Raw genomic sequence first — 26,962 nt, 5'->3', positions numbered from 1 at the left:
TCAGCGTTTTATGGTTCGTGAGAATGGAGTAGTTTTTCGCGTTTTTTTACAAATCTTTCTATGAAAAATCTAATCGTAAACATAATTAAAAGGCTTGGTAAAATAATTACAGACGCTATCGAGAGGTTATCAATATATTTTGTGAAACTTAAAAATAAAAAAGCAAATACAATACTAATTGGTAAACCCAGGTAAAGCGATGCCTTTTGTAATTGGTTTATCTTAACTGTATAATATTTTTGTTTTTCATTGAGCCCACTTTCCTCAAAACAAGTATTGAATACATCATCGCTTTCAAGGTCCTCTTTGTTTTGATGTAATCTTTCCTTAGATGAATTGGTGAGCAATTCTACTATTATGCCATAGGCCATCATAAACATCATGGTGGAATTGAGCAGGTTTGTAATAGATATTCCAAAAAAGAAATATTGGAGTAGTAGAGCAGTTAGAATAGAAGCTATAATAATGATCACATTATAAAAGCCTTTCGGACGATGTTCAGACAAACGATCACCTCTTTTCTCTTGTAAATTGCGGACTTCTGAAATGATAAAAATAACTTCCCTTTTCTCATTTATTTGATCGTTTTTGCAGAAACAATCGCATCAGAGGTAACGGTAGGGGAGGTCTTGAGCGTGTGTCCGTTGCCTACATTAAAATAAAAGGTTCGTTCTGGTACATGAACAGAACTTGCCAGGTTTTCTTCTTTATGGAATTGGATGGAGTATTCATTCTTAGCTGTACTCGTAAATTCCCATCCCATCCCGATGCCCCCTCTTAAAGAGGTTACTCCAGAGATCGTGATGGCTTTGTACTTCCCTTCTTCTTCAAGTAATTCCCCAATGATATATTCATTTCGATTATATTCTGCTATTAGAAGTTGCTCATCTTTGTTGGTTTGGGCCATGATGATGTGGCCTTTCAGTTTCTCTTTAGCAACGAAATCATCGATCGCTTCTTGCTGTGAGGAGAACGTTTCACCTTGAAAAAGATCATTTTGCGCGGACTCACTACTGCAACTCGCTAACAGCAAAACGAGAGGGATAGCGAGTATCCATAAAGTTTTCTTTAGAATAGGTCCTCATCCTTCCTGGTTAAATATATACATCAGCGTTACCCACCAAAGGAAAATCCAAATAAGAAGAGCAACATAATTCCTATAAATAATAGACTGAAGCCGATCGTTGCGATGGGGATGAATGTGTTATCTTTTTCCTTCTTTAAGCTAATTCCGCCAAAAATAATTCCGAGTATCCCTGTTATGGAAGTGACCTGGATAAACTGAACCATCGCGCCTAACCCGTTCACAGACATCATATTGATAAACCAAACGAGTTGAATAAGAAATACGGCTAAGATGAGTAGGGATAGCTTCCCTGAGACTGTTTTTGCCACAAGATCCCTCCTTTTGTTTTCGTTAATTGTAGCACTTATTCCATATTCATCCAAGTGAAGTTACGCTGTGTCATTTCAATGGAATGAGCGGAATAGGGGGCCGGTGAGGTGTATAGCAATGGTTTTGTGGTATGAATTTCCCACGTCAGCGTATTGTCATTTTATGTTAAGATGGAAGCGGATTATGAGTATTCGGATACATATAGGTTTTTACAGTGTAACGTTACAAAATGGGGAGTTATGACATGAGTAAAGGAATATATGTGCATATAAGTGAAGGACAGTTAAAGAAGTATGCAGAACTTGCTGTAGGTGCAGGTGTGAATCTGCAAGAGAATCAATTAGTGGTGATCCATAGCGATATTCAACATGCTCCGTTTGCACGTCTGATCCAAATGGCGGCTTATGAGGCTGGGGCTTCAAATGTATGGATAGATTGGACAGATGAACAGTCTACTAAAGCATTTTACATACACGCGGCCGACCGTGCGATCGATCATATTCCGGATTGGAAGGCTGCCCGTTATAAGGAGTGGGAGGATGCAGGTGCTGCTTACATCCATATTATTTCTGAAAACGTCGATATCTTTGAAGAGGTACCTACAGAAAGGATCAACCGTTTCGATAAAGCTTCTCGGACTAAATTAAAAGATCATCATGCGAAAATTAGATCCCATCAGGTCCGCTGGTGTCTTATAGCTGTTCCAAACGTTGTATGGGCAACGGAAGTTTTTCCAGATCTAAGGGAGGAAGAAGCCTTACAATCATTGTGGCAACTCATTTTAAAAGGGTCACGAGCAGACGGGGAAGACCCTGTGAAAGATTGGGAGCGTCACCATAGAGCCTTCGAGTCTCGAAAAGAATACTTAAATGAGAAACAATTCGAAGCCCTGCATTTTACAAATAGCCGTGGAACGGATTTAGTAGTGGGTCTTCCTAACGATCACCTTTATATCGGTGGGGGTGTTACAGATCCAAATGGCATACCTTTCTTTCCGAACATTCCTACGGAAGAAATATTTACAGCTCCTCATAAAGATAACGTGAATGGCAAATTGGTAGGGACTAAACCTCTTATTTATGGAGGGAGTGTCATCGATGATTTTCACCTTATTTTTAATGAGGGGCGGATTACTGACTATTATGCTGCTAAGGGGCAGGAAGTGTTACACCAACTGATCGAAACAGACGAAGGTTCTCATTATCTCGGTGAAATTGCCTTGGTCTCGAGTCAATCTCCTCTTGCCCAGGCAGATACTCTTCTATACAACACTTTGTTTGATGAAAACACGTCCTGTCATATCGGCATCGGAAATGCATCCCCCTCCAATATCCAAAATGGCGCTGGAAAATCTGAGGAAGAGTTGAAGGCAGCGGGGCTGAATACTTCGCTCCTGTTAGTCAATGTGACCTTTGGGACTGAAGATATGAAGGTAGTGGGTAGGAAAGAAGATGGAGCTGAAGACCTGCTCATGAAGGATGGGGAATTTGTTATTTAAATGAGCATACGTGACTTTTTGGGAGCTTTCTATCTGCAAAAGGTCACAGATCGCTTTATTCAATGACGTTTTCGTTCATAGAATAAGGAGAAAGGTAAGAGATTCGCTGTATGCTGAAGCACGATACTAAGGGGGGGATAAGCTTGAAATTAGGGCTTAAAAGGGATGAAGTGAGAATAGTGGAATATACTCCTGGATGGCAGGAAGAATTTAATAGAGTAAGAAAAGAACTAGTGGAGTATACAAACATGGATGAACATCGCATTCAACATATTGGCAGTACAGCCATTAGGGGGATGGCTGCAAAACCAATAATAGATTTAGTGGTAGGTGTGGATGATTTAGGTCAGGTTGATAAGCCTTTATTGAAAAATTTTAACGAAGCGGGTTTCTTAAGATTGAAAGTGGAGAGGCCAGAAGAGATTGTGTTAGCCAAGTTTACGGATGATACGTATGAAGAAAAAACACATTTTATCCACTTGGTTGAATATCAAAAGGAACTATGGAACAACCTGATCTTCTTTCGGGATTATCTTAATTCAAATGAAACAGCAAGAAAAGAATATTTAGACATAAAGAGGGAGTATTTGAAGAACTCTTCCACTGGTGTCAGCGAGTATACAAACTTTAAAGAAGCGTTTGTTAGAAGTATTTTTGAAAAAAGAAGAAGTTGAATATGGAACGAGTGAGGGATTTAAAGGACATGAGGCTGTTTCTGTGAGACCTAAACCAAAAGGGAGTTGGAACAAGAACTAGTCGAGACAAGGAACGACATAAAAAAAGAGTAAGCAACACTAGGTTGCTTACTTGGTTGGCGTAACTGATGATGTAGCTTATTTATTGAGGAGGATTATTCCTCTACCATGAGTGTAGTATCATTTGTGCCGCAATTCGAGCACTGAACCCATAACCTGGTGGCTACTTTATCCGTAAACTCATTCGGGTCTACCTTTAGAACCGTTTGTTTATCATGAAAGCAATTCGCGCATCTCTTTATGATGGTATTACCTATGGAGAACTTTGAATCCACATTCTCACCTCATTCATTTAATTTTTCACAAACATTTACCTTACAGCAATTTAAATACTCAAACAATGGTGGTTTTTGGTAATGGTTATAAGCGTACTTTCAAGTGAATCATAGGTTGCATAACACTCTACTAAAGAAAATAATTTCATCTTTTATTTTTTGTTTTATACAAGGATTATCGCAATACATATACTCGATGGAGATTTGTTTCAGGTGTTTAGTGAACATGAGCAAGTCAAAGTCTGTCATCCTGTTTACACCTCCTAAAACTAGTATGGAGGTTGGTTGATAGATAAGATATAGCTTCGACAAGACCTCTTAAGAATCTGGTTATTTTTTTCTGTAGTTAATAAGGAAAACACAGTGAAAATCTATTGTCTCTTTGACCAAAAGAGATGTTTGTTGAAGTTTGAATTTTAAGTTCCTAACTAAAGAGCGTAGTAAACAAACATCGTTTTATTCAAATGAAAAAAAGATTGGTTAGAATAAAGTTCTTTAAATGAATGGTAATAAGTAAATGGAGAGAATTACTCGTAGATGGTTATTTAGTACACAGTAATAATTGCTTAGACACTTTTTTAAGGAGGTACATATGAAAACTCATTATTATTTAGGTTGGTTTAACAACTTTCTCCCGGAGACTCTGGTTAGGTTGCTGCAAGAGGATATTACTGATCGTAAATCGATTGCTATGATTAGCTCAAATCCTTCTGTGTATGAAGATGATGGGGCTACTGAGCGTTCTTGGCTTGATCAGGCTGGCATTCTATTTGATGAATACCATTTAATTAATCACGGTGTAACGAAGGAAGATGCCCAAGCGAAAATCCAACATGCTTCGGTCATTTTTTTGCTGGGCGGGGATGTTCTTAAACAAAATGATTTTTTGATGAAATATAAATTAACGGATTCGATCAAAAATAGCAGTGCTGTTGTAATGGGAGCAAGCGCTGGTGCCATCAATATGTCCGCGAAATGGCTGTGCTCGAATACATTTGGATTTAAAGTGGAAGGAAGCTCTGTTTACAACGGAATCGGTCTTGACCATTTCTCTGTCCTATCTCACTTTGATCTTGAAAATAATATGGAAATGGTCCAAAGCGAACTTTCACACCTATCCGAGGAAATCAATATATATGCGTCGAATAAAGATTGCGCTATACGTGTGAAGGGTGACAAAATGGATGTTTTGGGCGATGTATTTTTAATTTCTAACTCCAGGATTCAGAAATTGGATGAGACGATAGGTACTTACTAAATTAGTAAGAAAGGCGCGTTGTGATATGAATGATTCTTTTTCAATCCTAGAACTACGATCACAAGAAGAGATACTAGAAGCTTTTCCTTTGATGAAGCAACTGCGGAGCCACCTGGATGAGGAAACTTATGTTGATTTAGTTTTAGATGCAAAGGATAAAGATCGGTATAAACTGTTTGCTCTTATCAATGGGGGAGAAATAGTTGCATTAACGGGCTTTAAGCCAATGATAACTCTATATTACGGTAGATTTGTCTGGGTTTGTGATTTAGTGACGGATTCAAAACAGCGCTCAAAAGGATACGGTGAAAAACTCCTAACCTATGTTCATGAGTGGGCAAAGAGCAATAATTACGAAAGTGTTGCTTTGTCTTCAGGATTACAACGTACGGATGCTCACCGTTTTTATGAAGAGAAAATGGATTATAGCAAAGTGAGTTATGTATTCAAATCGAAATTACAATAAGTAGATCCTTAAGTGACGGGGGCGATTGCTGAACAAGAGCGATCGCTTTTTTTATTAACCGGTAGTTTGGCCCTCCTTTAGGTTTTTTGTCATTTTCTGTTAAAATGTAAGTAAGCAACTAGTAAGGGGGATAAACGTGCTCAAAATCAGTAGGCTACTTATTTTGTTTACAACGACTCTTATATTAGTGACTGGATGTCAATCAACAGCCAATAAGCAAGTAGAGATAAAAATGAAGAGCAAAGAAGAACAAATGAAGAGGTTGGATACCTATACTTACGATGATTACAAGAAGGTTTTTGATAAAGCAGTATCTGAAGCAAACCGATTAGAAGAAGATGATGAGCAGTTAAAGAAATGGATCATTAGAACATTGGCTCAGGAAAAGTTGTATTTCGAAACGGATTTAACGGACAAACAAGTAATCGAAAAGTCTAAACAGGCGATGGAAAAAGATAAGGTGTGGAAGGACATTGCGAAAAAACGATACAGTATTACTGTATCGGAAGAAGAGGTTAATCATTTTATTGAGGAAGGACCAGACACCAGCGAGTTGCCAGAGCACCGAGCCTTTGCGAATGCTTTAGGTCTTTCAATAGAAGAATTAAACCACACGTTCGACAGAGATATTTATGTGAAGAATGCGATGTGGTTGAAACTGAAACCTAAATTAGAAAAGAAATATAATGCTACTGACAATAGTACACAGCTTGAAAAATATGAAGAGGAGGTAGAAAGTATGTTGAATAGGTAAAAATTATTTCGAGGCAGGATTATTTAAATAGAAACGTATACTTCCCGTGTAGCTTAACTATTATGTATATTCCCCTGGTTCACGAACTAAACTGAACAGAGAGTATAAGTTTTGTGTAAACATTAAGAGGGGTGTTAAAATGATGAGCAAGGAGGTACTTGTTATGTCAACTAAAATTCAAAAATTGGGGGATGGGTTAGCAATAAGAATACCACCCCATGTTGCTGAGCAGCTCCAAGTACAACAAGGAAGTGAGGTGGAAATCAAAATCGAGGGAGGCATCGTTACTTTACAGCCTGTAAATAGAAAGCTTGATTTAAATGAATTGCTGTCTGAGATCACGCCAGAAAATCGTCATGACGAGATTGATGTTGGCTCTGAAGGGAACGAAAAACTATAGTGAATGCTCCGAAAAGAGGAGATTTAGTTTATTTAACATTTGATCCCCAAGCTGGTCATGAACAAAGGGGAAGAAGGCCTGGTATTGTTTTATCTCCTCAACCTTTTAATAATAAGACAGGCTTCGCCCTTTGTTGTCCCATTACCAATCAACAGAAAGGTTATCCTTTTGAGGTCTCTTTACCTGTAAATCGGAAAATATCGGGTGTTATCTTAACAGATCAAATTAAAAGTCTTGACTGGAAAGCCAGGAAAATATCTTTAGTAGATGAAGCTCCAAATAGCGTAGTGCAGTCATGTTTAGAATTGGTAAAGACGTATTTAGATTGAAGGAATAGATTGTGAAAATAGAATCTATTTTTGGTCTTCTGTTATTTAGGCATCTCCCCTTCGCTCTACCACCTTTATCTCCATCATAAAAAACTCACTTATTTATAGCCCCCCTATCTCAAATTTTTTATCTGATTTTATTAGAATAAAGTTGACTTCTAGTCACTAATGAACGATGGAAGTGGTTATAGTGCTAGATTGAGCAAGCATCTAGTACTTTAAAATGATCCTCTGTGACTTTTTTTAAAATCTACTTCTTCAAAAGGTCACAGATCGCTTCATTCAATGACCTTTTGGTTCGTTTACTAGAAAGAAAGGTAAGAGATCCTCTGTATCTCTTACCTTTTTCTTGTTTTGTAAGGGAGAAAGGGTACAGATAGAGCGTCTCTCTGACCTTTTGAATCCATTTTAATAATGAAAAGTCAGATAGGAATACTTCCTTTCTTTTATAAGGGGAAGCGTGTGGCCTATTTGCCTTGTTGGTTATAAGTGATGCGGATTCGGGAACCTTTACTCATAGGAATCAGTAGCCATAGCTGTTTTGGTGAGAGAGGAGGGATTGGATGATTGAAGCCAGTACGAAAGAATTCTGGCGCAATACACTTGCTTTAAGTATCGGGTCTTTGTTCGTCTTTGCGAACGTTTATTTCACGCAGCCGATCTTACCGGTTTTGTCAGATGAGTTCGGGGTCTCTCCTCTGACCGCGAGTATGTCTTTGTCGCTTGTTATTCTAGCGATCGGAGTATCGTTAATTTTTTACGGACCGGCTTCTGATAGTCTTGGTCGAAGAGGGGTTATGATTGTGGCAATGGGTCTCGGGGCGCTTGCGACGATTCTTGCCTCCTTCTCAACTACGTTCAGTTTCTTCCTGACGATGCGCGTTCTGCAGGGAGTGTTTCTGGCTGGGTTGCCTTCTTTAGCCCTTGCTTACATAGGAGAAGAGTACTCTCAGCATGCGCTACCGCTCGCAGTTGGGGTGTTTATTGGTGGGAATACAATCGGCGGGATGTTCGGTCGTGTTTTAAGCGGGGTGCTGACAGATTTTCAGGGGTGGCATTTTGCATTTATGACGATGAGTGTCATTAGTGTGGTCTGCTTTGTTCTCTTTATCTTCTTATTACGTCCCTCTCAGAACTTTGAGCCAAAGACGTTCAGGTGGAAACAGGCGATGCTTGATTACAAAGGCCACTTACAAAATAAAGAATTGCGCTATGCCTATTTCATAGGAGGCTTACACTTTCTCGTATTTGTGGGGCACTTTAATTACATCACATACAGACTGACCGATGCTCCATTCTCCCTGCCATCAAGTCTTGTAGGCATTCTTTTCTTAACGTATATTGCGGGCACGATCAGCTCCCAGCTTTCAGGTCCCGCGTCCAAAAAATACTCCCAGTCCGGCTGCATTAAGATCGGGATTGGTATTATGATGACGGGTTTTCTAATCACACTTATCCCCTCAGTGTGGACGATTATCCTCGGCCTGTTGTGTAATTGCTTTGGGTTCTTCTTCGCCCACTCCACGGCTAGTTCATGGGTGAGTGGGAGAGCGACGTATAGTAAGGCCAGTGCCTCTGGGCTTTATTTAATTTCCTATTATATTGGTGGGGGAATTGGGCCGGTTTATTTGGATCCGTTCTGGAATTGGATGGATTGGAGTGGGGTTGTCCTAGGGGTGTTTCTTATTTTTATTTTGACGGGGATTGTAGCGATGAAGATGGGGCGGTTGGAAGGGTAATATCACTTAAACCGTCCACGCGCTTCTTCATTAAACAAACGTATTCCGGAATCGGTCTATTTTTAACAGCATAATAGAATGGTTGTTTCTCTAACATATTTTTGAAATAATCTTCTGAGAGATATTGATTAGAAAGAGGGGTAGTATGAGGAGAAACATATGGAAGACCGGCTTTTTCGTCCTACTCATCATATGTATTGTGATGGGTTACTTTTGGTATTCGGAGACCCAAAAGGTAGAAACGATGAAAAAAGATGGTGTCATATATATTTTGGATAAGCAAATTGATATAACAAAGCGTTTAGAGTGGGCTTTAGATAATGTGGAAGAAAGGGAAAAGTTCAAGAAAAGCTTGGTAAATATTGAAGATGAGATAGATGATCTATCCAGTGCAATGGGAAATGTTAGATATATCGGAAAGCATGTTGATATTCCTATTGGCTTTTTTGATTTTTATTTTAGGGAATCCGATCCTGTTTATAAAGCCTTAGATGAGCTACAAGATCATGAGTTATCAGATCAAACGTTGAAAGAACTAAAAGGCTATTATAAAAAACATTCTGATTTGACTGCCCAAGTAAAACTAGAGGAATTTGAGAATATGAGTTTCGATGAATATATGGAAAAGTTAGAAGAAGTGAATCGTTATATGAACAAGTATGAAGATTGGAGAACTACAAGGGGGGACAAGGGGGAAGGTTGATGGGAATAAGGAGTCGGATGATTCATCCTTACTATCAAGCCTTCTGGTCTTCTATCCTTACCCTATATGCGAGAATGATTAGCTCATAGCTTTCACTGGGTCCGCGTTAAAAATAAAGGCAGGGAGTCTATAAAGAGATTCTCTGCTTTTTGCTTCAGGTAAAGGATGCGTTTATTTAATAACGCATCCTTTGTTTTGGTAAATGCACTGCTTTTACCGTCTTCTATTAAGTAACTTCTTAATTGTTAGAGGTATTTGGATATATTTGGAGAAATTGAAATAATAAGAGAAAAAATATGTGAATACATGAGAAGCACGGGAGGCTGGCTTTAGTGCTCCCGCATTGGAGGTGCGTGGAACATGAAAAAGGGGATACTGCTCCTTTTTTTCGTATCGTTCGTAACAACAGCTTGTTCTGGAAATCTAGGAGAGCTTACGAGAGTCGATGTTCAACAGGTCATGTCAGATGGGAGCCCCGCGGAGGCTGAGAGGATAACAGATAAAGAATCAATCCAATCGATCCGAGATGTGATGAAAGAGGTGGATTGGGAGGATAAGTCTGTTGATATGTTGAGGGAACCAGAAGCGAGGGCGGTGTTTTACTACCAACAAGGAGAGGATAGTCAAGAACATTTAGTGGAATACGACATTTGGTTTACCGATGGGCCAGGATTCGCAGTGCTGATGAGTGAAGAGGAGGGGCGGAAGTATGGTGTGGTCCAGTCGGAACAGACGGCGATTTTGAGAGAGATGTTTGTTGAGTAGGCAGAAATTAAGGGATACTTAAAGAGAGGAGAATTCGGTGGAAAAGAAGGCAATCGTGAAAAGGTGGTTTGGGGAAGTTTTTACACAAGGTAATGTAGAAACGTTGAAAGAAATAACTAAGAAGGATTTCATCAGCCATGTGCCTGGGCATGATTTTAATGGTCATGAGGAGTTTATTCATGATTTCATGAATTGGTTTCGGGAAGTATTTCATAATGATGTGTGGACCATTCATGATTACGTAGAGGATGGTCATAAGTTTGCAGTTCGCTATACAGGTCATATGACATACAAAGGGGGATGGGATTCCATTCCTTCGAGTAATCAGCGAGTAAAGGAAACGGGGCTTATGATTATTTATTTCGAAGGTGGGATTATATCTGAAATGTGGTGTGAAATGAGCGATCTGGATGTGATGAACCAACTCCGTTCCACTCCATAAGAAAATGAAGTCTTACATAGAGTATACATAAACAGTCAAAAGGAGCGGATGGAATGTATTCAATTGAACCATTACAAGCACAGATGGAAGCCAGTCGGAACGAAGAGAAAGCCGAAAAGATGGCCAAGTATATGCGGAATCAATTTGCCTTTTATGGCATCCAGGCTGAGCCATTGAAAGGAATTGTGAAGGAGCATGTCAAACAGGAAGGCATCCCTTCACCAGATGAGATCCATGATGTTGTGAAGACGCTATGGTCAAAAGAAGAGCGGGAATATCAGATGATAGCGCTGAGACTCATGGATCGTTATATAAAGAAGTATGGAATAAGAGAGATTGACGCTCAGTTAATCGAGTACATGACTGTAAATAAATCCTGGTGGGACACCGTTGACCACATTGCCAGTAACCATGCATTTCGTTTGTTTGCCAACCATCCACATCTATTAGAGACGGTAGGGAAAGAGTGGAGAGCATCAGATAATATTTGGCTGCGTAGGGTGATGATCTTATTCCAACTGAAATACAAAGAAAAGACCGACCTTCCATTACTGGAGGAAATCATAAAAGAAAATTTGGGGTCCAAAGAGTTCTTTATCAATAAAGCGATTGGATGGATTTTAAGAGAGTATTCCAAAACAGATGCTGAGTGGGTGCAGCGTTTTATTGAGGAAAATGATGAGTTATCTAACTTAAGCAAACGAGAGGGATTGAAGCATATAAAAAAGCAACAGCTTCAGTAACGGGTTCGGTTTTAGAGTACAAAAAGCGAATTCACAGATGTTTTCACACCCTAAATAGCAGAACAATCACAACTAAATTCACACTCGAAAACACACAGATATTGGTTATCTGTGTGTTTTTATTGAGAATTCATTAACATGATTACAATGGAGGGTTTTGGGATTTAATGTTAAAATAATTGCAGATTATGTTAAGGGATGTACTTAAACTAACGGGGCAGTAATGTGGAATAAGAAAGATTTATTATTAGAGGGGGGAGTTGTATGGCTTATAATTTTAGTATTTTGACACAAGAACAAGCAGAAGATATTGCATTTAATTGGCACTATGATGGTGAATATTCTTTTTATGATATGGAAGCTGATAAAGAGGATTTAGACGAATTTTTAAATCCAGAAGAACGAGGAAATTCAACATTTGCTGTAACCAAAGAAAATGAATTAGTTGCTTTTTTTAGTTTTAGTGAGGTTGCTGATGGAACTTTTGATATTGGTTTGGGAATGAGACCAGATTTAACTGGAAAAGGTAATGGATTAGAATTTTTAAGGGCAGGTATTAACTTTATTCAAACAGAATATAAACCTGAAAAGGTCACATTATCAGTAGCAACTTTTAATCAAAGAGCTATAAAATTATACAAAAGAATTGGATTTAAAGATGTAGAGATATTTTCACAAGATACAAATGGTAGCACATTTGAGTTTCTAAAGATGGAATATAAATGTTGATACCTCTCTTAAGTTAAAGGGTGCAAGAGTGGAACAAGGAGTTGTTGATGCGGCAGTTGCTATTGTGTTTAAAGAAGCTGGATAATTGAAGAGCAATTTATATAACTACAAATGAGTGAGGTGCTGTAATGATAAGTTGGTCTACCTTATTCCATCCACTTGCATTGGATTTATTAGTAATTCCTTTTGCTATTGTTATAGGTATTCTAGCATCTTTATTTTTAAAAAAGGTGTTAGTAGGTGTAGTGATTACTGTTCTGAACTTAATAGTGTTTGATGTATGGTTTTGGGGGTATTTTTATGAGTCAGGACAATATGGTATGAACATATCTTTTGATGACTTCATATTTTACACAGTTTTTGCAGGGATAACTTTTCTTATTTCTAGGTCTATACATAGTAAAAATAATCTGAAGCACAAACCATTGTGAAGGATTACACTTAAACTAGAGGGTGCGATTGCCGAACAAGAGCGGTCGCTTCTTTCGTTAACGGGCAGGATAGATGAGATGAAGAAAAAGGAGTGTATGCGTTTGGGTAAATATCTTTATTTAATCTTCAGTTTTTGCGTACTTTTATTTATTGTCGGATGTAACCAAGACTCAGCTTCAGACTGGCAATCTTCAAAAGATGCAGCCATTGAATCGGGGCTAAAACAAGAAGAGGCAGACCGTGATTCTATCTTATCAATTGAAGAATTTGAAGACGAAACATTTGTGTTTTACGAGTATATGGGTGGTTTGGGTGTAGCAAACATAATTAAGAGTGAAAAAGGATATGGGTGGAAAAGAAGCAAGCCTTATACTGCTTTTGAGACTGGAGGAGATTTAGCTTATTCTACATCTGGTTTTGAGGTCAAAACGAAAACAGGATTATCTGCCTCAGTATTAATTGGTAGGACTTTCGATTCTTCTATTAAGGAAATGAAGCTTTTAGGGGATGGAACTGAAAGAAAACTAAAAGTATTTGGTGATAACGGATTCTTTTATGCTATACATAAAATTCCTACTGATTCAGTCGACGTTTCTCCAGTAGTAAACTAAGAAATTTTTAAAATCAATGCATATTGGAGTAACGGGTGCTTTAGTAGAATAAGAAAATACCTGAATTAAAAGAACCGATTAAGTAATCGGTTCTTTTTTTCTCGCTGCATATAGGTTTTGTCGCTCGTTGGGTTTGGTTTTTTAACCATATTGATCCACTGACTAAGCCAAAATACGTTAACGAATTCGCGTGCGTTTTACCACATGAATTCGCAAGAGTCTGTCAGCCAACAGACTCCTGCGAATTGAGGTCCGATTATTCATATGCGAATAGGACCTCTATTTGGGGGGTATTTTATTGTTTGTACTCCAAAACCGAACTCGTTACAGCTTCAGTAAGAACTTTTTGTGAAAATTCTCTGTGACGTATTACGAGTTGTAATTCTCTAGTGCACCGTTACCTAGATCAAATCGCACAAGAAGAAGCAGAGGTTTTGACGGCCCTCTGCTTCTTTTATATATTGATGAGCTTCTACTAAAGACATTCATTAGGAGAAGAAAACTTACTTTTGTACCTCTCCATAAGCCCATATTAAGGTGTTAAAACCCTCTGAATCCACCGAATAAGTTCGTTAGCCAAAGACCTAGCACAGCTAATTGATCAAAATATAATGCTATGCCGACGATGATCATGAAAAAACCACTTATTTTCATGATCTTGTCGGAGTATTTCATTAACCAGTTTGCTCTTCCGATAAAAAATGACATGACTAAGAATGGGATTGCAAAGCCTAACGTATAGGAGAAAGTATATAAAATCCCCTTATCTGGGTTACTTGCAGACATGGATAATACGGAAGTTAGGATAGGTCCTATACACGGTGTCCATCCTGCTGCAAAGAAAATCCCTACAAATAAAGATCCTATGTATCCCCAGGTTTTTTCGCTAATTTGATGACTCTTTTTTCCTTCAACATGGAGACAGGCTGGAATATTCCAGTTAAGAAAAAGCCCATTGCAATGATAAATATAGCGCCAAGCATTCGGATTAAATCCTGATACTGATAGAAAATATCTCCTATCAAAGTGAAGGCTGAACCTAAGATAAAAAACACAATCGATAATCCCAAAACGAACATTAAAGTATGAAGCATAACTTTGTTTTTTATTTGTACCGATTGATCTTTCCTGTTTGAAATTTCTTTTACTGATAAACCTGTAATAAAAGATAAATAGGATGGATATAAGGGGAACACGCAGGGAGATATAAACGATAAAATGCCTGCTCCGAATACTAACATGATGCTTAATTCCATTTTGCACTCTCCTTAAAAATCTAAGCCAAACTAATTAACGTAAAAGGTATCCTGCCGATTCAACTAACTACGCTTTAACGTAATCCATAAAATCATGGTAACATTAAAATCCAATTATTTGGTAAAAATATGTAATGAGATGGATCAGGTATCCTCTGGCTATTTGTTCATTCTATTAATCTGTCCTATATCAGTCTTGGAGTGGTTGTAGAACATTTAAAAATTGTTCAAGTTCTTCCAAATCCGACTGAGGATAGCTCATCCAAGTTGATGCTAAAAAGTAAATGGAAATCCCTAATAAAACTATACTATACCAACGCTTGTACCCAGGTTTAATCACCCACTTGTAAAACGTAGGAAAGTCCTCTTTAAGCTCTCTTTTCATCCATTCGCTTCTTAAAAACGAATTGATATGCCGCGGTGGAACCGTAGAAAGGACTAAAAGAGCTAGGAAGACTAGTAATACTTTAGCAAAATCGCTATACCATTCTTGGATGTGGTAGATGTCTATTTTTAATCGTATGAACTTCCCGGGACCATCTTTGTCTCCTCCGAGTTGGGTAATTAATTCATCATAAGTCCCTGTATACGTTTTGTGTGGATTAGAAAACACATCCAATTCTTGAATTTCTATATTTCTATTAAAGGATTTGTATTCAAAATCGTAGCCATTAGGATAAAACTCATATTTATCAATGATTCCAATGGGGCCCACTAGAAGAACTGCGAGCAAAATGAACCCTGCTATTAATATCCTCTTTAAGCGCATCGGTATTTCCTCCCTGAAAGTTATATGATTGTTGTTTGTCCTATTGAATGTAATCGTATTTTTTATTCTGTCTTTTAGAATGTATGAGAGTTATATATGGATTTTATAACATTTTTTGGTCATAAACTAGGAGGTGGAAGTAATTTGTAAGGTAAAGCATTTTATTATGAAGGAGAACGTTGCGTTATCAAAATTAATTTAACGGAGCGGATTGAGGTATGTAAAAAAGTAAATTAATTAGTAACGGATCGGGTTTTTGATCAGAGAGCAAATTCATAGTCGTTCTTTGCATCCTAAATAGCAGGGAAATCATCACTAAAATCACAGACGAAAACGCACAGGTAGAGTTATCTGTGCGTTTCTTATTTAAGGGTTCAAAAGTATGGTTTCAATAGAGGTATATGGAATTTTGTGGTAAAATAAACGGTGAGTTTGTGAAGGGATGTACTGAAACTAACGTGGCAGGATTGTTGAATAACCAAGCAACGATTTAAGGGGGGATTATTGTTGGAGAAAACGATATTAAGTTATGATGATTTGTTAGAAATGTTGGATGATTATCTAAGAGAGCCAAAGGAATTTTGGGAAGGCTTTTACGAAGACAAAACGAAAGACATTCCTTTTTTTAAAGTAACTGGACCTGATGAAAACTTAATGGAGTATTTTGATAAAGGTCTTAAACCGAAGAAGGTATTGGAATTAGGTTGTGGACCTGGAAGAAATGCTATTTTTATGGCTAAAAACGGATGCGAAGTAGATGCTTTGGATATCTCTGAGAATGCCATCAGCTGGGCAAAAGAAAGGGCAAATGAAGAAGGAATAAATGTTAATTTTCATTGCACATCTTTATTTGATTTTGAAATTAAATCTCATTCTTATGATTTTGTATATGACTGCGGCTTATTTCATCATTTAGCACCCCATAGGCGTTTAACCTACATCGAAATGCTAAAAAAAGCTCTAGATAAAGATGGTCATTTTGCGATAGTTTGTTTTAACACAGATGGAGCAATAGATACCCCCGACTGGGAAGTATATAGACAAAAAAGCTTAAACAGAGGTCTAGGTTACACGGAAAAGCGATTTAAAGAAGTTTTTGAAAATGATTTCACGATTAAAGATTTTAGGACGATGAAAAAGGTAAGCCAACCAAATGAAAAATTTGGAGAGGATTTTCTATGGACGAGTTTAATGCAAGTTAACAATTGAATTTTTATTCAACAAACGGGTGCGATTTTTTGAAAAAGAACAGGCGCTTCTTTCATTAACGCGCAGGTTACTTCAATAAGTAAACATCCTATTGCAGGGAGGTCATATCTATGAAAGAAAGATTTTTACCCTCAGCAGAACAAGTCATCAGTGTATTTATCTTCGTTTTATTTTTTTTATTTTACTTTAAGGTCTTTAACTGGCTCATATATGCACTCCCTTTCATGAGTGCAGGCGCTATAATTTTTATGAGTTGGGCATTATTTCTTGTTAATTTTCCATTGTCAGCAATATCAGCCATATACTTACGAAAATATATTAAAAGTAATTAAACTCGAAAGAACAAAAAATTAATAGCAGTCGTTGCTTCACTAATGCGATTGTGAATAAGCACAGTCGCTTCTATTATTATCGGAGCAGTTTTCTTTAATAAGAGCTAATCTATATAAAGGAGTCGGATATATGAGTAAATTAGATATCGCGATGATTATATATATTATTTTTATGATTGTAGCGACTTTTGTAAGTTTTAAATATGGTTCGACTATGATTAAAAAAAAGGGATTGTTTTTACCGTCAACCTTAATTGCAGGAACCATTAACTTGGTATTAGGTGTATTTGCTATTTTAGTATGGGTTTTCTTCACTTGGGGTGTAAATGAATTTTTATTCTTTGGAGGATTAGTTTTAGGTAGCGGTTTATTAGTTGTAGGTGAAGCCGTTCTGCTTACAACCTTATTTTTGAAACGAAAGAAATGGATACACATTTACAATGAAACATTTAATTAAAAGGACCCTGATACTTCACTAACGGGTGCAATAGTGAAAAAAGAAATTGTGGATGTGGCAGCTCCTTTTGTGTTAAAGGGGCAGGTTAGTTAGAGAAGTACGGGTGGCATCTCAATGGGAGGTGTAGGTGTTTGTGGAGAACTAAGGTTGGGATTAGTCTAATTGTTATATCGATAATTATATATGCGTTTAAATATTTTATTACCTCAATGTTAGGTCCAAATGTTTCCTTATATATTGGGGAAAACCTGAGAATTACGATGAGTGCTTTTAAATTAATTACTAACATTAGTTCAGTACTGTTCTTAATTTTAGGAGTTACATTAACTTTTTTGGTTACACAAATTAGAAAATAAATTAAGACCTTCTGCAATAGGGTGCGATTGTTGAACAAGAACAGTCTCTTCTTTCATTAACGGGCAGGATAGTTGAATTAGCTTATTTAGAAAACGTTCTAAATAAAAGTTACGTCTATAAAAATAAAAAGGGGATTTTATGAAACCAATATTGTTTTTCTTAGGGTTGTTGCTGATGGCTTTTACTATAACAGCTTGTAATAATCAAAACGGAAATACTCAATATAATTCAACTAATGGAGAAGCACAAACTGATTGGGCCTTATTATCATTAGAAGAACTAACTGAAAAAGCTGACCTTATTGCATTTGCATCAGTGAAAGATACAGAGGGAATAGAAAAAAGTAATGGTATGAATGCCCAAATTTCAACGTTGGAAGTTCTTGAAATTATTTCTGGAACTGCATCTAAAGAAATAAAATTAGACCAAGCAACAAACTATTTGGAAGAAGGAGAGGAATATCTACTCTTTCTTACTCAAAACGAAACAGACGGGTACTATTATGTCTTGAATCCTTCTGGTGTAATTCAGGAGAAGGATGGGGTATATGCAACTGGATTGGTTGAGGGTAACGGAACATACAACAAAGATGAAGTAAAGGATTTGCTCTTCAACTAAAAAGGGTGCGATTGTAAAACAAGAACAAGCGCATCTTTCATTAACGAGCCAGGATAGTTTAAGAGCCTTTTAAGGAGGGAGAAGAAATAAATATATTAAAAATAGTGAATGGTACCCTTACTGTCGTAGTAGTTGGGCTTGTTGCGTCTTACTATTTTTTGGCCTTCAATATACCTATTTATATTATTATAGCCCTTGTATCTCTTTCATATATGCTAACAGCAGTCAAACTCATTAAAGGACGCCAGGATAGAGGCGGCGGCTATATGTTAATTGGTGGTGCCATTGTTATGCTTTTTTCGGCATTAGTTACGTTCTTTAAGGGGTAATGTAGGTAGGATTTAGATTTAAATGGTTGGTTTTGGGCTAAAAAACTTAATTCTTCTAATGAAGGTTGGGGACCAAAAGAAAATGTGAAATTATATAAACAAGATTAACTTCTTATTCAACTAACAATATGAAGGGTGCTCTAGTAAAGAAAATACCTTAATCAAAAGGACTGATTAATCATATCGGTTCTTTTTTTGTGTTTGCTGCAATAGATTCTGGTGCTAGTTGGTATGTGCGTTTAATATGGATGAAAATTTTTTTGGAATTTTTAAGCTAAATCAGTAACATGTCCGTCTATAAAGAGAAAAGGTCATGGAGGTGAGGATATTAAAGGTTTAGTTAAAAAAGCCCAAAAAGGCGATCGAAAAGCATTTATGAAGCTAATCGAGGAGTATCAGGATGATATTTATCGAACGGCATTGTTTTATACCAAAGACCAAGATGATGCACTAGATATTGTTCAGGAAGCAGCCTTTCGTTCATTTAGTAGAATTCATACCTTAAAAAATCCCCAGTTTTTTAAAACGTGGTTGATGAAAATAACAATGCACGCAGCGACTGACTTATTAAGGAAGAAAAAGAAAGTGGTCCATTTAAAACCAGAATACACGGAATATATAGGTGCTGAAGAGGGAGATCTCTCCTTGTCCGTTACATTAAAAGACGTAATTAATAACTTGGACGAGCGAGAAAGAGCCATTATTCTGTGGAAGTATTACTCAGATTATACGTTTGAAGAAATATCTACCATAATGGATATTCCCTTAGGTACTACAAAATCGATTTTATACCGAGCCTTAACGAAAATGCGTTTAGACATGAAGGAGGATGATGTTTGTGAAAAATAAATTTAAAGATGAGATGCAAAATGTAAAAATCCCTAGAGACAAGATTCAACAAAGGGTTACATTAGGGGTAGATCAAGCTGAAGAGACCATGAAACATAAAAAGAATAAGAAAAAACCTAAGTGGATGATGAACATAGCTGCTTCTGTCATTTTAATTGGATCAACGTTCGCTTTGGGTGGCTCCTACATAACAGAAGCTGCTGGTACGATCATCGGACAAATGTTTGGTTCGGAAAAAGAATTTACTGAGAATTTTCCTGAAGAAAGTGACAACTTATCAGGAATAGAACGATACTTTGAATTGATTGAAGAGCAACTTACGGCAGAAGAATTTGCAGATTTTAAGGTGTTGATGAAAGAAAAAGCAGAAATCTTGTCTAAAATAGATTCAGAAAATAGGACAACCTCCACTGCTGAAGAGGAGGAGAAGTTAGGGGAAATACGAGAAAACCTCTTGCCTTATAAAGATCGAATCATTGCGCTTACAACCCACACAGTAAAAGAAGCACAACAAATGGTGAGCTATCCTATTTATAGACCATCATACGTACCAAAAGGCTATGAATTGGAATCTGAAGAAGCAAGGACAGACACATTGAACGTTGGGGAAGATCCTGTTGTTTCATTTAGATATGGGGGAGGACCAAACGGACTAGGGTTTGATACCAGTACCCATAAGTTAAGTGATAATAAAGGTGAATTAGGAAGTTATGAACATATCAATTCTTACACATTAAAGGGTTTCAATTTTGAATTCGCCTATTCTGATGATAGCAATGTTCAAGGAATGAGAGTAACAATACCAGAAGAAGAATACGAGATTACCATGAATGCAGATATTTTGTCGAAAGAGGAAATGGAAAAAATTCTGCTATCAATGATTGAACAATAAGCGGATCTTTCACACAATAAGGTATAACACAAACATGTGTTTTAAAAACTGAGAGAGTCCTTTGTGTCTTTTTGCGAGTTGCAGAGCTTTAAAAGGTCACAGATTGTGCCTCTTTGTTCCTTTTGATTGGAAAACGTCGTAGATCCCGTACTTCTGTTCCCTGAGGGGCGAAAGGGACTCCTCTTTAACTGGATATATAGGCTAAAATGGTGGTGGATTTTGTTAAATGAATGAAAGCATATCAGAGATGAACAAATGAGTTCTTAAGACCTGAATAAAATAACAAATACGAGCCAAGAATTCATTCATGATCTAGAAGGACAAAGAGGTAGGAAAAGGGAATTACTTGTAATACCGGAAAAAGGAGAGGTTGATGATGAGCACTTCATTTATTGAACAAGTTCATTACATAAGAATTCCCGTGAAAGATTTAGAGGAGTCAATCCAATGGTACAGGGATGTGTTGGGGCTTCAATTGGTAAGCATTACGGAAGATCCATTTGCCATTTTTAAAGTAAATGACGGACCTTTTTTACTTACTTTAGTTCCAACGGACGATGAAACCTTTGTCCACTTTACCATTCATAATGAATCCGCTTTTAGTATCGGCTTTACGAGCCCTGACCTATTGAACTTTCATCACCACTTACTCAAGAATCAAGTAAGAGTCGAGGAGATTCAAGAAGAGAAGGGTCATGCGTATTTCCACTTTTACGATCCGAGTGGGAATCAGCTTCAGGTGCACTGGTGATTGTGTTTAGGTGAAAATCCCTTATTTAAAGAATGATTCTTTAGGAGGGACATGTAGGATCGCAAGAATTATTTTACTTTTTCACCATATTCCTTTTCCTTCTAATTTCAGGATGTAAGTCAAAGTCCATTGAGGAGGCGATGGAAGTTGAAGTTCAAAAGACGATAAAGAAAGTAAAGCTAGAAGACGACAACGTTTTAGTGTTTTACTTACTAGATTCAGTAGGGGAACAAGGATATAAATGAAAGAATTGACGGGATTTATATACTTTACAACACCGATAAATGAGGAGGATAAACATATCTACTTTCAATAATAAAGGGATACTATTTACTATGATTGTCATTTTTGTCTTGTGGGTGTCGTTGCAACTCTTTCTAGATATGACGATCTTCAAGAATCCGTTCAATTACTTTGTAGCCTTTATAATCTTTTTCTTTGGAATTAAATTTGTGCTAAGCAATCGCTCGGATTAATATATCTTAACGTTGGAAACGCACACATTAGTTATCTGTGCGTTTTTAATTTATAGGAGTCCTTTGTTGAGAATATAACAGAGGGTTTTGGGATTTTATGTTAAAGTGAATGTATGAAGGATTGTACTTAATTTAAATGAAAACATTTAAGGTGGTTTTTTAGTGAAACACGTTATGGAAAACGATAAGTATTCAGGTTTGAAGAAGGTAGAGGTTGTAGATGATTATTTAGATGTAACCTTCCCGATGTTAGTTTTGTACCCAACGGAAACGCCTGAAAAAGAAGAAAAGATAGGCCCCTATCTAGTAGACGTTTCACTTGATGCAAAACTAGAAGATGAAAGGTATCCGCTAGTTGTTATCTCTCATGGTACAGGGGGGACTCCGCTTGTTTATAGACATTTAGCTAGGGATTTAGCTAAAAGGGGATTTATAGTAGCCATGCCGGAGCATCCATTTAACAATGTAAAAGACAACCAGTTAGAGCGTACGACAAAATTATTAAGAAGCAGACCTAAAAATATCACACAAGTCATTGACTGGTTTGATCATAGCGATTCATTTAAAGATCATATTAACTTTGAAGACATTTCGATAATTGGACACTCAATGGGTGGTTATACCGCAATAGCGGTGACCGGGGGAACGCCAACAACGCTTCCATGGGAAACGGGGAATGAAACACCTGAAAGAATTGATGTAGACGTTGACGAACGAATTAAGAAAGTAATTTTATTTGCACCTGCTCTAGGGTGGTTCAGAAACGAAGGGGCCCTTGAAAAAGTTAATGTACCCATTTTCATCATGACAGGGGAAAGAGATGAGATCACTCCTTCTTTTCATGCTGAAATTTTATTAAATGGGGTAATAAATCGTGAAAAAATTGTGCACAAGGTGTTCGAAAACGCTGGTCACTTTTCCTTCTTGAGTCCTTTTCCACCAGAGATGAAAGTCACCTCATTCCCACCTTCCCAAGACCCTGAAGGCTTTAATAGAGAGCTCTTTCAGCAAGAGCTAGCAGCTGATGTTTTATCTTTCTTATTAAGCTAGCGGGTTCGGTTGCTGAACCTTTTCCAAAGGAGGAAATCAAATGTCCTACTTATTCATGACAGGGATTATTACCGCTAGTTTACTAGGCATTTCTTTGATATTTAGAAAGAATAACTCCAAACTCCACTATATCATCTCACCACTATTCATAATGGTAAGTGTTGTATTATTACTGATCAGTTTCCTTGTAGGAGGGTGGGAAGGATTAGGGATTGGAGCTATAAGTCTTTCAATTTTGATTGCCTCGGTTATCTCTTCTATTGTTATGGGGGCCTTAGTTGTATTGAAAAGAAATTAAGGGTCTGATCGTAAAAAGTAAGTGACCTATCTTCAACTCTCAGTCTGTGACTTTTTAGAGTTCCAAGGCTTCAAAAGGTAACAGACTGAGCTTCTCTATTACATTTTGAACCAAATACGATAGCAAAAGGGCAGAGATTCGCATCTTCTCTGCCCGTTTGCTAGGTTTATCGTATGAAAAGGTCACAGAGCAAGTGTCTCTGTGACCTTTTTCGTTCCGAAAGATTGTAAAAGGTAACAGAAGCGGCATTCTCTTTTACTCCATCTCGGATAACAACTTAACCTCTCCACTTCGTGCATCCACCGCATACTCACAGTCAAGCTTCCCATATAACCTGTAACGTGCTTCTCCGTGATCCAACACATAAACAGGCGTCAGGGTGATTTTATCCTTTATTAGGTGGTAGGCTTCTTGCTTTGATAGAACCGCAGGCTTCGCTTCTTCGAAATGAGACGTCATTTCACGGAACAAATCATTCTCCATATAAGTAAGGACTTTTGTGCCGTTCTCGTTAAGAAACACATTGATTTTTCTCTTATAGAAATCATTCGTGGTCTGAGCGATCTCAAGGCGCGCTACTAGATATCCACTCTCTCGCTCTACCGATTGCCAGATCCACTCTCCGGAATCCTTTGGATATACCACTTGGAGAAATTCAGTGAGCGCTTTTTGCGTATCTTCAACCATTTCATCTTTAATAGGCAAAAGATCGGGATGGGGTTCACGTTGTTTGGCCTGTTCCCATGTGACCTCATCGGATAGGTTAATCTTTTCTTCATGGAATTCTTCATCTAAGCTGGGCTCATAGGTCATCACTTCCCCAATAGAAATGAGATGAACGGCATCTGTCAGCCGAAAAGGGCGGGTGCTTGTGCCATCGTTTGTGACATAAATTTCTTCTAAACTAAAGGCCGGCTCAAAACGGCTGCTACTCATCAATGGGAAATTCACAAGCATGAATTGTTCCATAATAAGGTCCGGAATGTCTTCTAGAGTTAAAGAAAAAGACTCAGGGATCACCTCATGGATCACTGGGAAATGGCCATGAATGGTGAAAAAGATGAGCAGATTGTCTTCATTTAGCTCAACTGAAATCATGCCAGATGGACTGGTGGAGATCCCGTTAACTACGGATGAGAACATGTACTTCCGGTCCTGTTTACTTTTAAACTCGAAGTGTTCACCGAATGTCAGTCCTGTCTCAGTCTCCACCCAGCGGATGACTTCTTGTTCAGTCTGTAATGTAGCGGTATGCGCTTCACTCCGACCACCCACGAAAACCAGGCTTTTTACTCTTTCTGTATGTAAATCAACATCAATGGAGGCGGTACCTTCTGGGTTCAATTCGTCTTCTGTGGGTGCTGTTCCTTTTGGAAACCACTCCATATTAAACACGTAGTGCGTTTGGTCGAATGAACCGGCCTCCCGGTGAAGGTGCGTTCGTTCTAGGGTGTACCCATCAAGTCCGAATTTCTTTTTGACTCGTTCTGCAATTGCTTGAGAGGTTTGCTCCATATAAGTTTCCTTCTTTCATTTTTTGATTGGCAGAAGCGCTTCATTCTTCTGCTTCTGATCAGCCCGCCATGCGGTCAAATCCTTTAAACCGGGTCCCCTGAAAAGTGAGGGTTCCGATATCTCCTTCTGCTAATAGGCCCTGCTCGCGCCCATCCATTGGGAGCTCCATGCGGTCCCCGCTCTCGACTTCAAACGTGGTGTAATAGTATGTACGCGTCCTAGAACCGTGGTCATCCCCAGCGCTGCCTCGTCTTTTTACTTCCGTTCTCTTTCCAATCACTTTCGCATTCACGGCCAAGACCGGTTGTTTGTTGTTGTAACTCCACTGTTTCACAGAAGAGAAAATGGCAAAGAGGATGCCGCCGATTACAATAATAAATACAATCGCGATAAAATAAGGCCCGATTGAAAATATAAGATCTGATGGCCCTTGGTTGATTCCTGTTCCCAATTGACTCATCTCCTTTCTATTTTACATACGATTGTGACGGGGGAACGTTTCAAGATAAATAGCAGTTAAGGAAAAATGAGGTAATATTTTCATTTTGTTTTTCTTTAGTCTGTTACTTTCTTGTTAGAAAGAGTCCCTATTCATATGCAAAATTATGTTAGGGTTAGGTTGGTAGAATTTGTTGTATGAAAGGGGGAGAAGAATAGTGAAATTACATTTAGAAAAGCTGCAGGAAAACGATTTTGACAAGTATTATCGTTTGGTTTCAGATGAGAAGGTAATGGCCCAAATTACGGAGAGAGCGACGCCTCTTGAAGAAGCCAAGGAGAACTTTAAGAAGTTAATGGATCGTAATAAGAAGCATGTTATTATAGGGTCTTACAAAGTTGTTGATGCACTTACAAGCGAATTCATTGGTCTTGGATACTTGACCTTAAGTGAAGAGGTAGCTCATGAAGGTGAAATTGGATACATGCTATTGCCTGCGCAGTGGGGAAAAGGATATGGCACAGCAATCGCTGAAAGGTTAATCGATTTATCAAAACAAGCCAATCTCAGAAGGCTTATCGCAACCATTGATCCAGAGAACCTGGCTTCAAGAAAGATCTTACTCCATCACAAGTTTGTTTCTGAGAAACTTTGTGAAATGGATGGTTTACCTGCTGAAGTTTTACGTAAGGAATTGTAAGATGGGACGTGGACTTTTTAACCTGCGTTTCCTTGTAATATACTATTTTTTGAAAGGAGTGGGAAACATTAAAATGAGTCTGAGTAATATTTCTTGGAAAAATATTTTGTTGGTTGTGGTTTTCTTAGTGGTCCTTTCTTTTACAATGCCTTATTTCGGCTTTGGTCTTCTTTCCGTGTTCTTTTTTGTTTTAGGTGTGGTTGAGTGGGTAACAAAGTTTATTCTCCCGTGGATTGTTTTATACTGGGGGATTCGATTCATTAAGAGCTTCGAATTAAAATAATGTATAGTGATTTTCATGGTGTGAAGATTACATAACGAGAAGTCAGCATAAGGTGCTGGCTTTTTATTATGTACAACAATAAGAAGGTCAGTGTTAATATTCAACCTCGAAATAAAGCAAATAATCATATATTATATGTATGGAAGAGAAATTATCGAATGTTTATAGGAGTGTAAAATAGATGAACGATAAAAAGGTAGAGAGGGCAATATCTTCTACGATCTTAGAGCAGAAAGAAAGGCTGGTTCAAGAGGCTGCTTTACCAAACGACATAGGCGGAGATATTGCTGATCAGTTAATGGATTGGAGACGCCAGTTAATAAATGCCTATGCAGAGTCGGTCACACAAGGTGCAGATGGTGTCATCGATGAACTCGAAGAATGGAGCAAACATGTCTCTGAGAGACTTGTAGAGTTAATGCTGCCACTAGACATAGCTTTGGATGAAATTAGTAAATATCGAGAAGTTATAGGTACCCTTATTAAAGAGGAAGCTGAATTACAACAGTTTTCTATAGCTGATTTTTATCAATTGGTTACAAATTTTAACAACGCAGTGGATCAAGCCGTGCAATTGGTGAGCCGTTCTTATATGGAAGATTATAAAGATACGATTCAAAAAGCGCACTATGCGATAAATGAACTTTCCATTCCGATGGTACGCATTACTGAAGAGGTGGGTGTGATCCCTATAGTCGGTGAGATCGACACCTATCGAGCCCAGCTTCTGATGGATAATGCCCTTAAACAAGGTGAGGAATTTAGGTTAACAACAGTCATTATCGATTTATCTGGAGTCAGTATAATCGATACGATGGTTGCTCACCAATTGTTTAAAGTGATTCATTCCTTAGAATTAATCGGAGTTCGTGGTGTGCTAAGTGGAATCCGTCCAGATATCGCTCAAACGATGGTGAATTTGGGGATAAATATGAAGACGGTTGATACGTTCAGCAGTCTTCATAAAGCGATTGGTTCCATTCATTAAGGCCGTATTGTTCTATTCCAAATAGTTTGAGCCTTGCAAGGGAAGTCTGTGACTTTTTAAGAGAAGAAAGTATTAAAAAAGGTATAGAACGAGCCTTTA

34 protein-coding genes are annotated in these 26,962 nt (G+C 37.8%); 26 read left to right on the top strand and 8 right to left on the bottom strand.

The genetic code is table 11. The annotated features are described in order from the left end of the window. Positions 1 to 8 precede the first annotated feature (8 nt). The 3 genes from LQ226_RS11720 to LQ226_RS11710 form a co-directional block, all read right to left on the bottom strand. Positions 9 to 506: a hypothetical protein gene (locus LQ226_RS11720; RefSeq protein WP_231418095.1), complete on the bottom strand. Its 498-nt coding sequence runs from the start codon at positions 504 to 506 to the stop codon at positions 9 to 11. A gap of 68 nt (positions 507 to 574) precedes the next feature. Further along, a complete protein-coding gene (locus tag LQ226_RS11715) occupies positions 575 to 1,033 on the bottom strand; it encodes a hypothetical protein (protein ID WP_231418094.1) in 459 nt (152 codons plus the stop codon). 80 nt (positions 1,034 to 1,113) lie between these two features. Continuing rightward, complete coding sequence (locus LQ226_RS11710; protein WP_231418093.1) at positions 1,114 to 1,395, bottom strand: hypothetical protein; 282 nt, start codon at positions 1,393 to 1,395, stop codon at positions 1,114 to 1,116. A 245-nt stretch (positions 1,396 to 1,640) separates the two neighbouring features. On the opposite strand from LQ226_RS11710, the gene LQ226_RS11705 reads away from it, so the two are divergent. The 14 genes from LQ226_RS11705 to LQ226_RS11640 all read left to right on the top strand — a co-directional run bounded on the left by LQ226_RS11705 (position 1,641) and on the right by LQ226_RS11640 (position 13,295). Further along, complete coding sequence (locus tag LQ226_RS11705; RefSeq protein ID WP_231418092.1) at positions 1,641 to 2,894, top strand: aminopeptidase; 1,254 nt, start codon at positions 1,641 to 1,643, stop codon at positions 2,892 to 2,894. 143 nt (positions 2,895 to 3,037) lie between these two features. Then, positions 3,038 to 3,568 (top strand): GrpB family protein, encoded by a 531-nt coding sequence (locus LQ226_RS11700; protein WP_231418091.1) that lies wholly within the window; start codon positions 3,038 to 3,040, stop codon positions 3,566 to 3,568. A 948-nt stretch (positions 3,569 to 4,516) separates the two neighbouring features. Beyond that, positions 4,517 to 5,182, top strand: coding sequence for a Type 1 glutamine amidotransferase-like domain-containing protein (locus tag LQ226_RS11695; protein WP_231418090.1), 666 nt, complete (start codon positions 4,517 to 4,519; stop codon positions 5,180 to 5,182). 25 nt (positions 5,183 to 5,207) lie between these two features. After that, positions 5,208 to 5,648 carry a GNAT family N-acetyltransferase gene (locus tag LQ226_RS11690; RefSeq protein ID WP_231418089.1) on the top strand — a complete coding sequence of 147 codons (441 nt, stop codon included), beginning with the start codon at positions 5,208 to 5,210 and terminating at the stop codon, positions 5,646 to 5,648. 136 nt (positions 5,649 to 5,784) lie between these two features. After that, complete coding sequence (locus LQ226_RS11685) at positions 5,785 to 6,402, top strand: hypothetical protein (protein ID WP_231418088.1); 618 nt, start codon at positions 5,785 to 5,787, stop codon at positions 6,400 to 6,402. Between the two features lie 163 nt (positions 6,403 to 6,565). Then, positions 6,566 to 6,802 (top strand): AbrB/MazE/SpoVT family DNA-binding domain-containing protein, encoded by a 237-nt coding sequence (locus LQ226_RS11680; protein WP_231418087.1) that lies wholly within the window; start codon positions 6,566 to 6,568, stop codon positions 6,800 to 6,802. Next, on the top strand, positions 6,802 to 7,131 hold the full coding sequence (locus tag LQ226_RS11675; RefSeq protein WP_231418086.1) for a type II toxin-antitoxin system PemK/MazF family toxin: 330 nt from the start codon (positions 6,802 to 6,804) through the stop codon (positions 7,129 to 7,131). The genes LQ226_RS11680 and LQ226_RS11675 overlap by 1 nt, the downstream gene beginning before the upstream one ends. A 563-nt stretch (positions 7,132 to 7,694) precedes the next feature. Further along, complete coding sequence (locus LQ226_RS11670; protein WP_231418085.1) at positions 7,695 to 8,870, top strand: MFS transporter; 1,176 nt, start codon at positions 7,695 to 7,697, stop codon at positions 8,868 to 8,870. 244 nt (positions 8,871 to 9,114) lie between these two features. Continuing rightward, entirely contained in the window at positions 9,115 to 9,573 is a 459-nt protein-coding gene (locus LQ226_RS11665) for a hypothetical protein (protein ID WP_231418084.1), read from the top strand. 360 nt (positions 9,574 to 9,933) lie between these two features. Beyond that, the gene (locus LQ226_RS11660; RefSeq protein WP_231418083.1) at positions 9,934 to 10,338 is read left to right on the top strand and encodes a hypothetical protein; all 405 of its coding nucleotides are present in this window, start codon (positions 9,934 to 9,936) and stop codon (positions 10,336 to 10,338) included. A 37-nt stretch (positions 10,339 to 10,375) separates the two neighbouring features. Beyond that, positions 10,376 to 10,780: an ester cyclase gene (locus LQ226_RS11655; protein WP_231418082.1), complete on the top strand. Its 405-nt coding sequence runs from the start codon at positions 10,376 to 10,378 to the stop codon at positions 10,778 to 10,780. A 53-nt stretch (positions 10,781 to 10,833) separates the two neighbouring features. Continuing rightward, complete coding sequence (locus LQ226_RS11650; protein WP_231418081.1) at positions 10,834 to 11,523, top strand: DNA alkylation repair protein; 690 nt, start codon at positions 10,834 to 10,836, stop codon at positions 11,521 to 11,523. 264 nt (positions 11,524 to 11,787) lie between these two features. After that, positions 11,788 to 12,252: a GNAT family N-acetyltransferase gene (locus LQ226_RS11645; protein WP_231418080.1), complete on the top strand. Its 465-nt coding sequence runs from the start codon at positions 11,788 to 11,790 to the stop codon at positions 12,250 to 12,252. A 533-nt stretch (positions 12,253 to 12,785) separates the two neighbouring features. Beyond that, a complete protein-coding gene (locus tag LQ226_RS11640) occupies positions 12,786 to 13,295 on the top strand; it encodes a hypothetical protein (RefSeq protein ID WP_231418079.1) in 510 nt (169 codons plus the stop codon). A 540-nt stretch (positions 13,296 to 13,835) separates the two neighbouring features. On the opposite strand, the gene LQ226_RS21250 is transcribed toward LQ226_RS11640, so the two are convergent. The 3 genes from LQ226_RS21250 to LQ226_RS11630 all read right to left on the bottom strand — a co-directional run bounded on the left by LQ226_RS21250 (position 13,836) and on the right by LQ226_RS11630 (position 15,320). Beyond that, positions 13,836 to 14,111, bottom strand: a complete 276-nt coding sequence (locus LQ226_RS21250) for a hypothetical protein (RefSeq protein WP_483313513.1) — start codon at positions 14,109 to 14,111, stop codon at positions 13,836 to 13,838. A gap of 47 nt (positions 14,112 to 14,158) precedes the next feature. Next, positions 14,159 to 14,551 carry a cytochrome c biogenesis CcdA family protein gene (locus LQ226_RS21245; protein WP_284526921.1) on the bottom strand — a complete coding sequence of 131 codons (393 nt, stop codon included), beginning with the start codon at positions 14,549 to 14,551 and terminating at the stop codon, positions 14,159 to 14,161. Between the two features lie 190 nt (positions 14,552 to 14,741). Continuing rightward, a complete protein-coding gene (locus tag LQ226_RS11630) occupies positions 14,742 to 15,320 on the bottom strand; it encodes a hypothetical protein (RefSeq protein ID WP_231418078.1) in 579 nt (192 codons plus the stop codon). Positions 15,321 to 15,827: 507 nt separating this feature from the next. Between LQ226_RS11630 and LQ226_RS11625 the strand changes: the two genes are divergently transcribed. The 9 genes from LQ226_RS11625 to LQ226_RS11585 all read left to right on the top strand — a co-directional run bounded on the left by LQ226_RS11625 (position 15,828) and on the right by LQ226_RS11585 (position 22,938). Beyond that, positions 15,828 to 16,529 (top strand): class I SAM-dependent methyltransferase, encoded by a 702-nt coding sequence (locus LQ226_RS11625; RefSeq protein WP_231418077.1) that lies wholly within the window; start codon positions 15,828 to 15,830, stop codon positions 16,527 to 16,529. A 462-nt stretch (positions 16,530 to 16,991) separates the two neighbouring features. Then, a complete protein-coding gene (locus LQ226_RS11620; RefSeq protein ID WP_231418076.1) occupies positions 16,992 to 17,318 on the top strand; it encodes a hypothetical protein in 327 nt (108 codons plus the stop codon). A gap of 495 nt (positions 17,319 to 17,813) precedes the next feature. Beyond that, on the top strand, positions 17,814 to 18,293 hold the full coding sequence (locus tag LQ226_RS11615) for a hypothetical protein (protein WP_231418075.1): 480 nt from the start codon (positions 17,814 to 17,816) through the stop codon (positions 18,291 to 18,293). Between the two features lie 104 nt (positions 18,294 to 18,397). Further along, entirely contained in the window at positions 18,398 to 18,622 is a 225-nt protein-coding gene (locus LQ226_RS11610; protein ID WP_231418074.1) for a hypothetical protein, read from the top strand. A 375-nt stretch (positions 18,623 to 18,997) separates the two neighbouring features. Further along, complete coding sequence (locus LQ226_RS11605; RefSeq protein ID WP_231418073.1) at positions 18,998 to 19,471, top strand: sigma-70 family RNA polymerase sigma factor; 474 nt, start codon at positions 18,998 to 19,000, stop codon at positions 19,469 to 19,471. Beyond that, the gene (locus LQ226_RS21175; RefSeq protein WP_231418072.1) at positions 19,461 to 20,363 is read left to right on the top strand and encodes a DUF4367 domain-containing protein; all 903 of its coding nucleotides are present in this window, start codon (positions 19,461 to 19,463) and stop codon (positions 20,361 to 20,363) included. The genes LQ226_RS11605 and LQ226_RS21175 overlap by 11 nt, the downstream gene beginning before the upstream one ends. Positions 20,364 to 20,739: 376 nt before the next feature. Beyond that, positions 20,740 to 21,114 (top strand): VOC family protein, encoded by a 375-nt coding sequence (locus tag LQ226_RS11595; RefSeq protein ID WP_231418442.1) that lies wholly within the window; start codon positions 20,740 to 20,742, stop codon positions 21,112 to 21,114. Positions 21,115 to 21,752: 638 nt separating this feature from the next. Then, complete coding sequence (locus LQ226_RS11590) at positions 21,753 to 22,640, top strand: alpha/beta hydrolase family protein (RefSeq protein ID WP_354665929.1); 888 nt, start codon at positions 21,753 to 21,755, stop codon at positions 22,638 to 22,640. A 40-nt stretch (positions 22,641 to 22,680) separates the two neighbouring features. Next, complete coding sequence (locus LQ226_RS11585; RefSeq protein ID WP_231418071.1) at positions 22,681 to 22,938, top strand: YesK family protein; 258 nt, start codon at positions 22,681 to 22,683, stop codon at positions 22,936 to 22,938. A gap of 255 nt (positions 22,939 to 23,193) precedes the next feature. On the opposite strand, the gene LQ226_RS11580 is transcribed toward LQ226_RS11585, so the two are convergent. Together LQ226_RS11580 and LQ226_RS11575 are read right to left on the bottom strand one after the other, a co-directional pair. Continuing rightward, positions 23,194 to 24,453, bottom strand: coding sequence for a hypothetical protein (locus tag LQ226_RS11580; RefSeq protein WP_231418070.1), 1,260 nt, complete (start codon positions 24,451 to 24,453; stop codon positions 23,194 to 23,196). 58 nt (positions 24,454 to 24,511) lie between these two features. Beyond that, entirely contained in the window at positions 24,512 to 24,904 is a 393-nt protein-coding gene (locus tag LQ226_RS11575; RefSeq protein WP_231418069.1) for a DUF2500 domain-containing protein, read from the bottom strand. A 202-nt stretch (positions 24,905 to 25,106) separates the two neighbouring features. On the opposite strand from LQ226_RS11575, the gene LQ226_RS11570 reads away from it, so the two are divergent. The 3 genes from LQ226_RS11570 (at position 25,107) to LQ226_RS11560 (ending at position 26,863) form a co-directional block, all read left to right on the top strand. Next, the gene (locus LQ226_RS11570; protein ID WP_231418440.1) at positions 25,107 to 25,592 is read left to right on the top strand and encodes a GNAT family N-acetyltransferase; all 486 of its coding nucleotides are present in this window, start codon (positions 25,107 to 25,109) and stop codon (positions 25,590 to 25,592) included. 73 nt (positions 25,593 to 25,665) lie between these two features. Continuing rightward, on the top strand, positions 25,666 to 25,875 hold the full coding sequence (locus tag LQ226_RS11565; protein ID WP_231418068.1) for a hypothetical protein: 210 nt from the start codon (positions 25,666 to 25,668) through the stop codon (positions 25,873 to 25,875). 181 nt (positions 25,876 to 26,056) lie between these two features. Next, a complete protein-coding gene (locus LQ226_RS11560; protein ID WP_231418067.1) occupies positions 26,057 to 26,863 on the top strand; it encodes an STAS domain-containing protein in 807 nt (268 codons plus the stop codon). The last annotated feature ends 99 nt before the right edge of the window (positions 26,864 to 26,962 follow it).

It is taken from the genome of Pontibacillus sp. HN14 (assembly GCF_021129245.1).
Classification (GTDB): domain Bacteria; phylum Bacillota; class Bacilli; order Bacillales; family BH030062; genus Pontibacillus.
The sequence above is the reverse complement of the archived record's forward strand: the minus strand, read 5'-3'. Positions and strand labels throughout refer to the sequence as shown.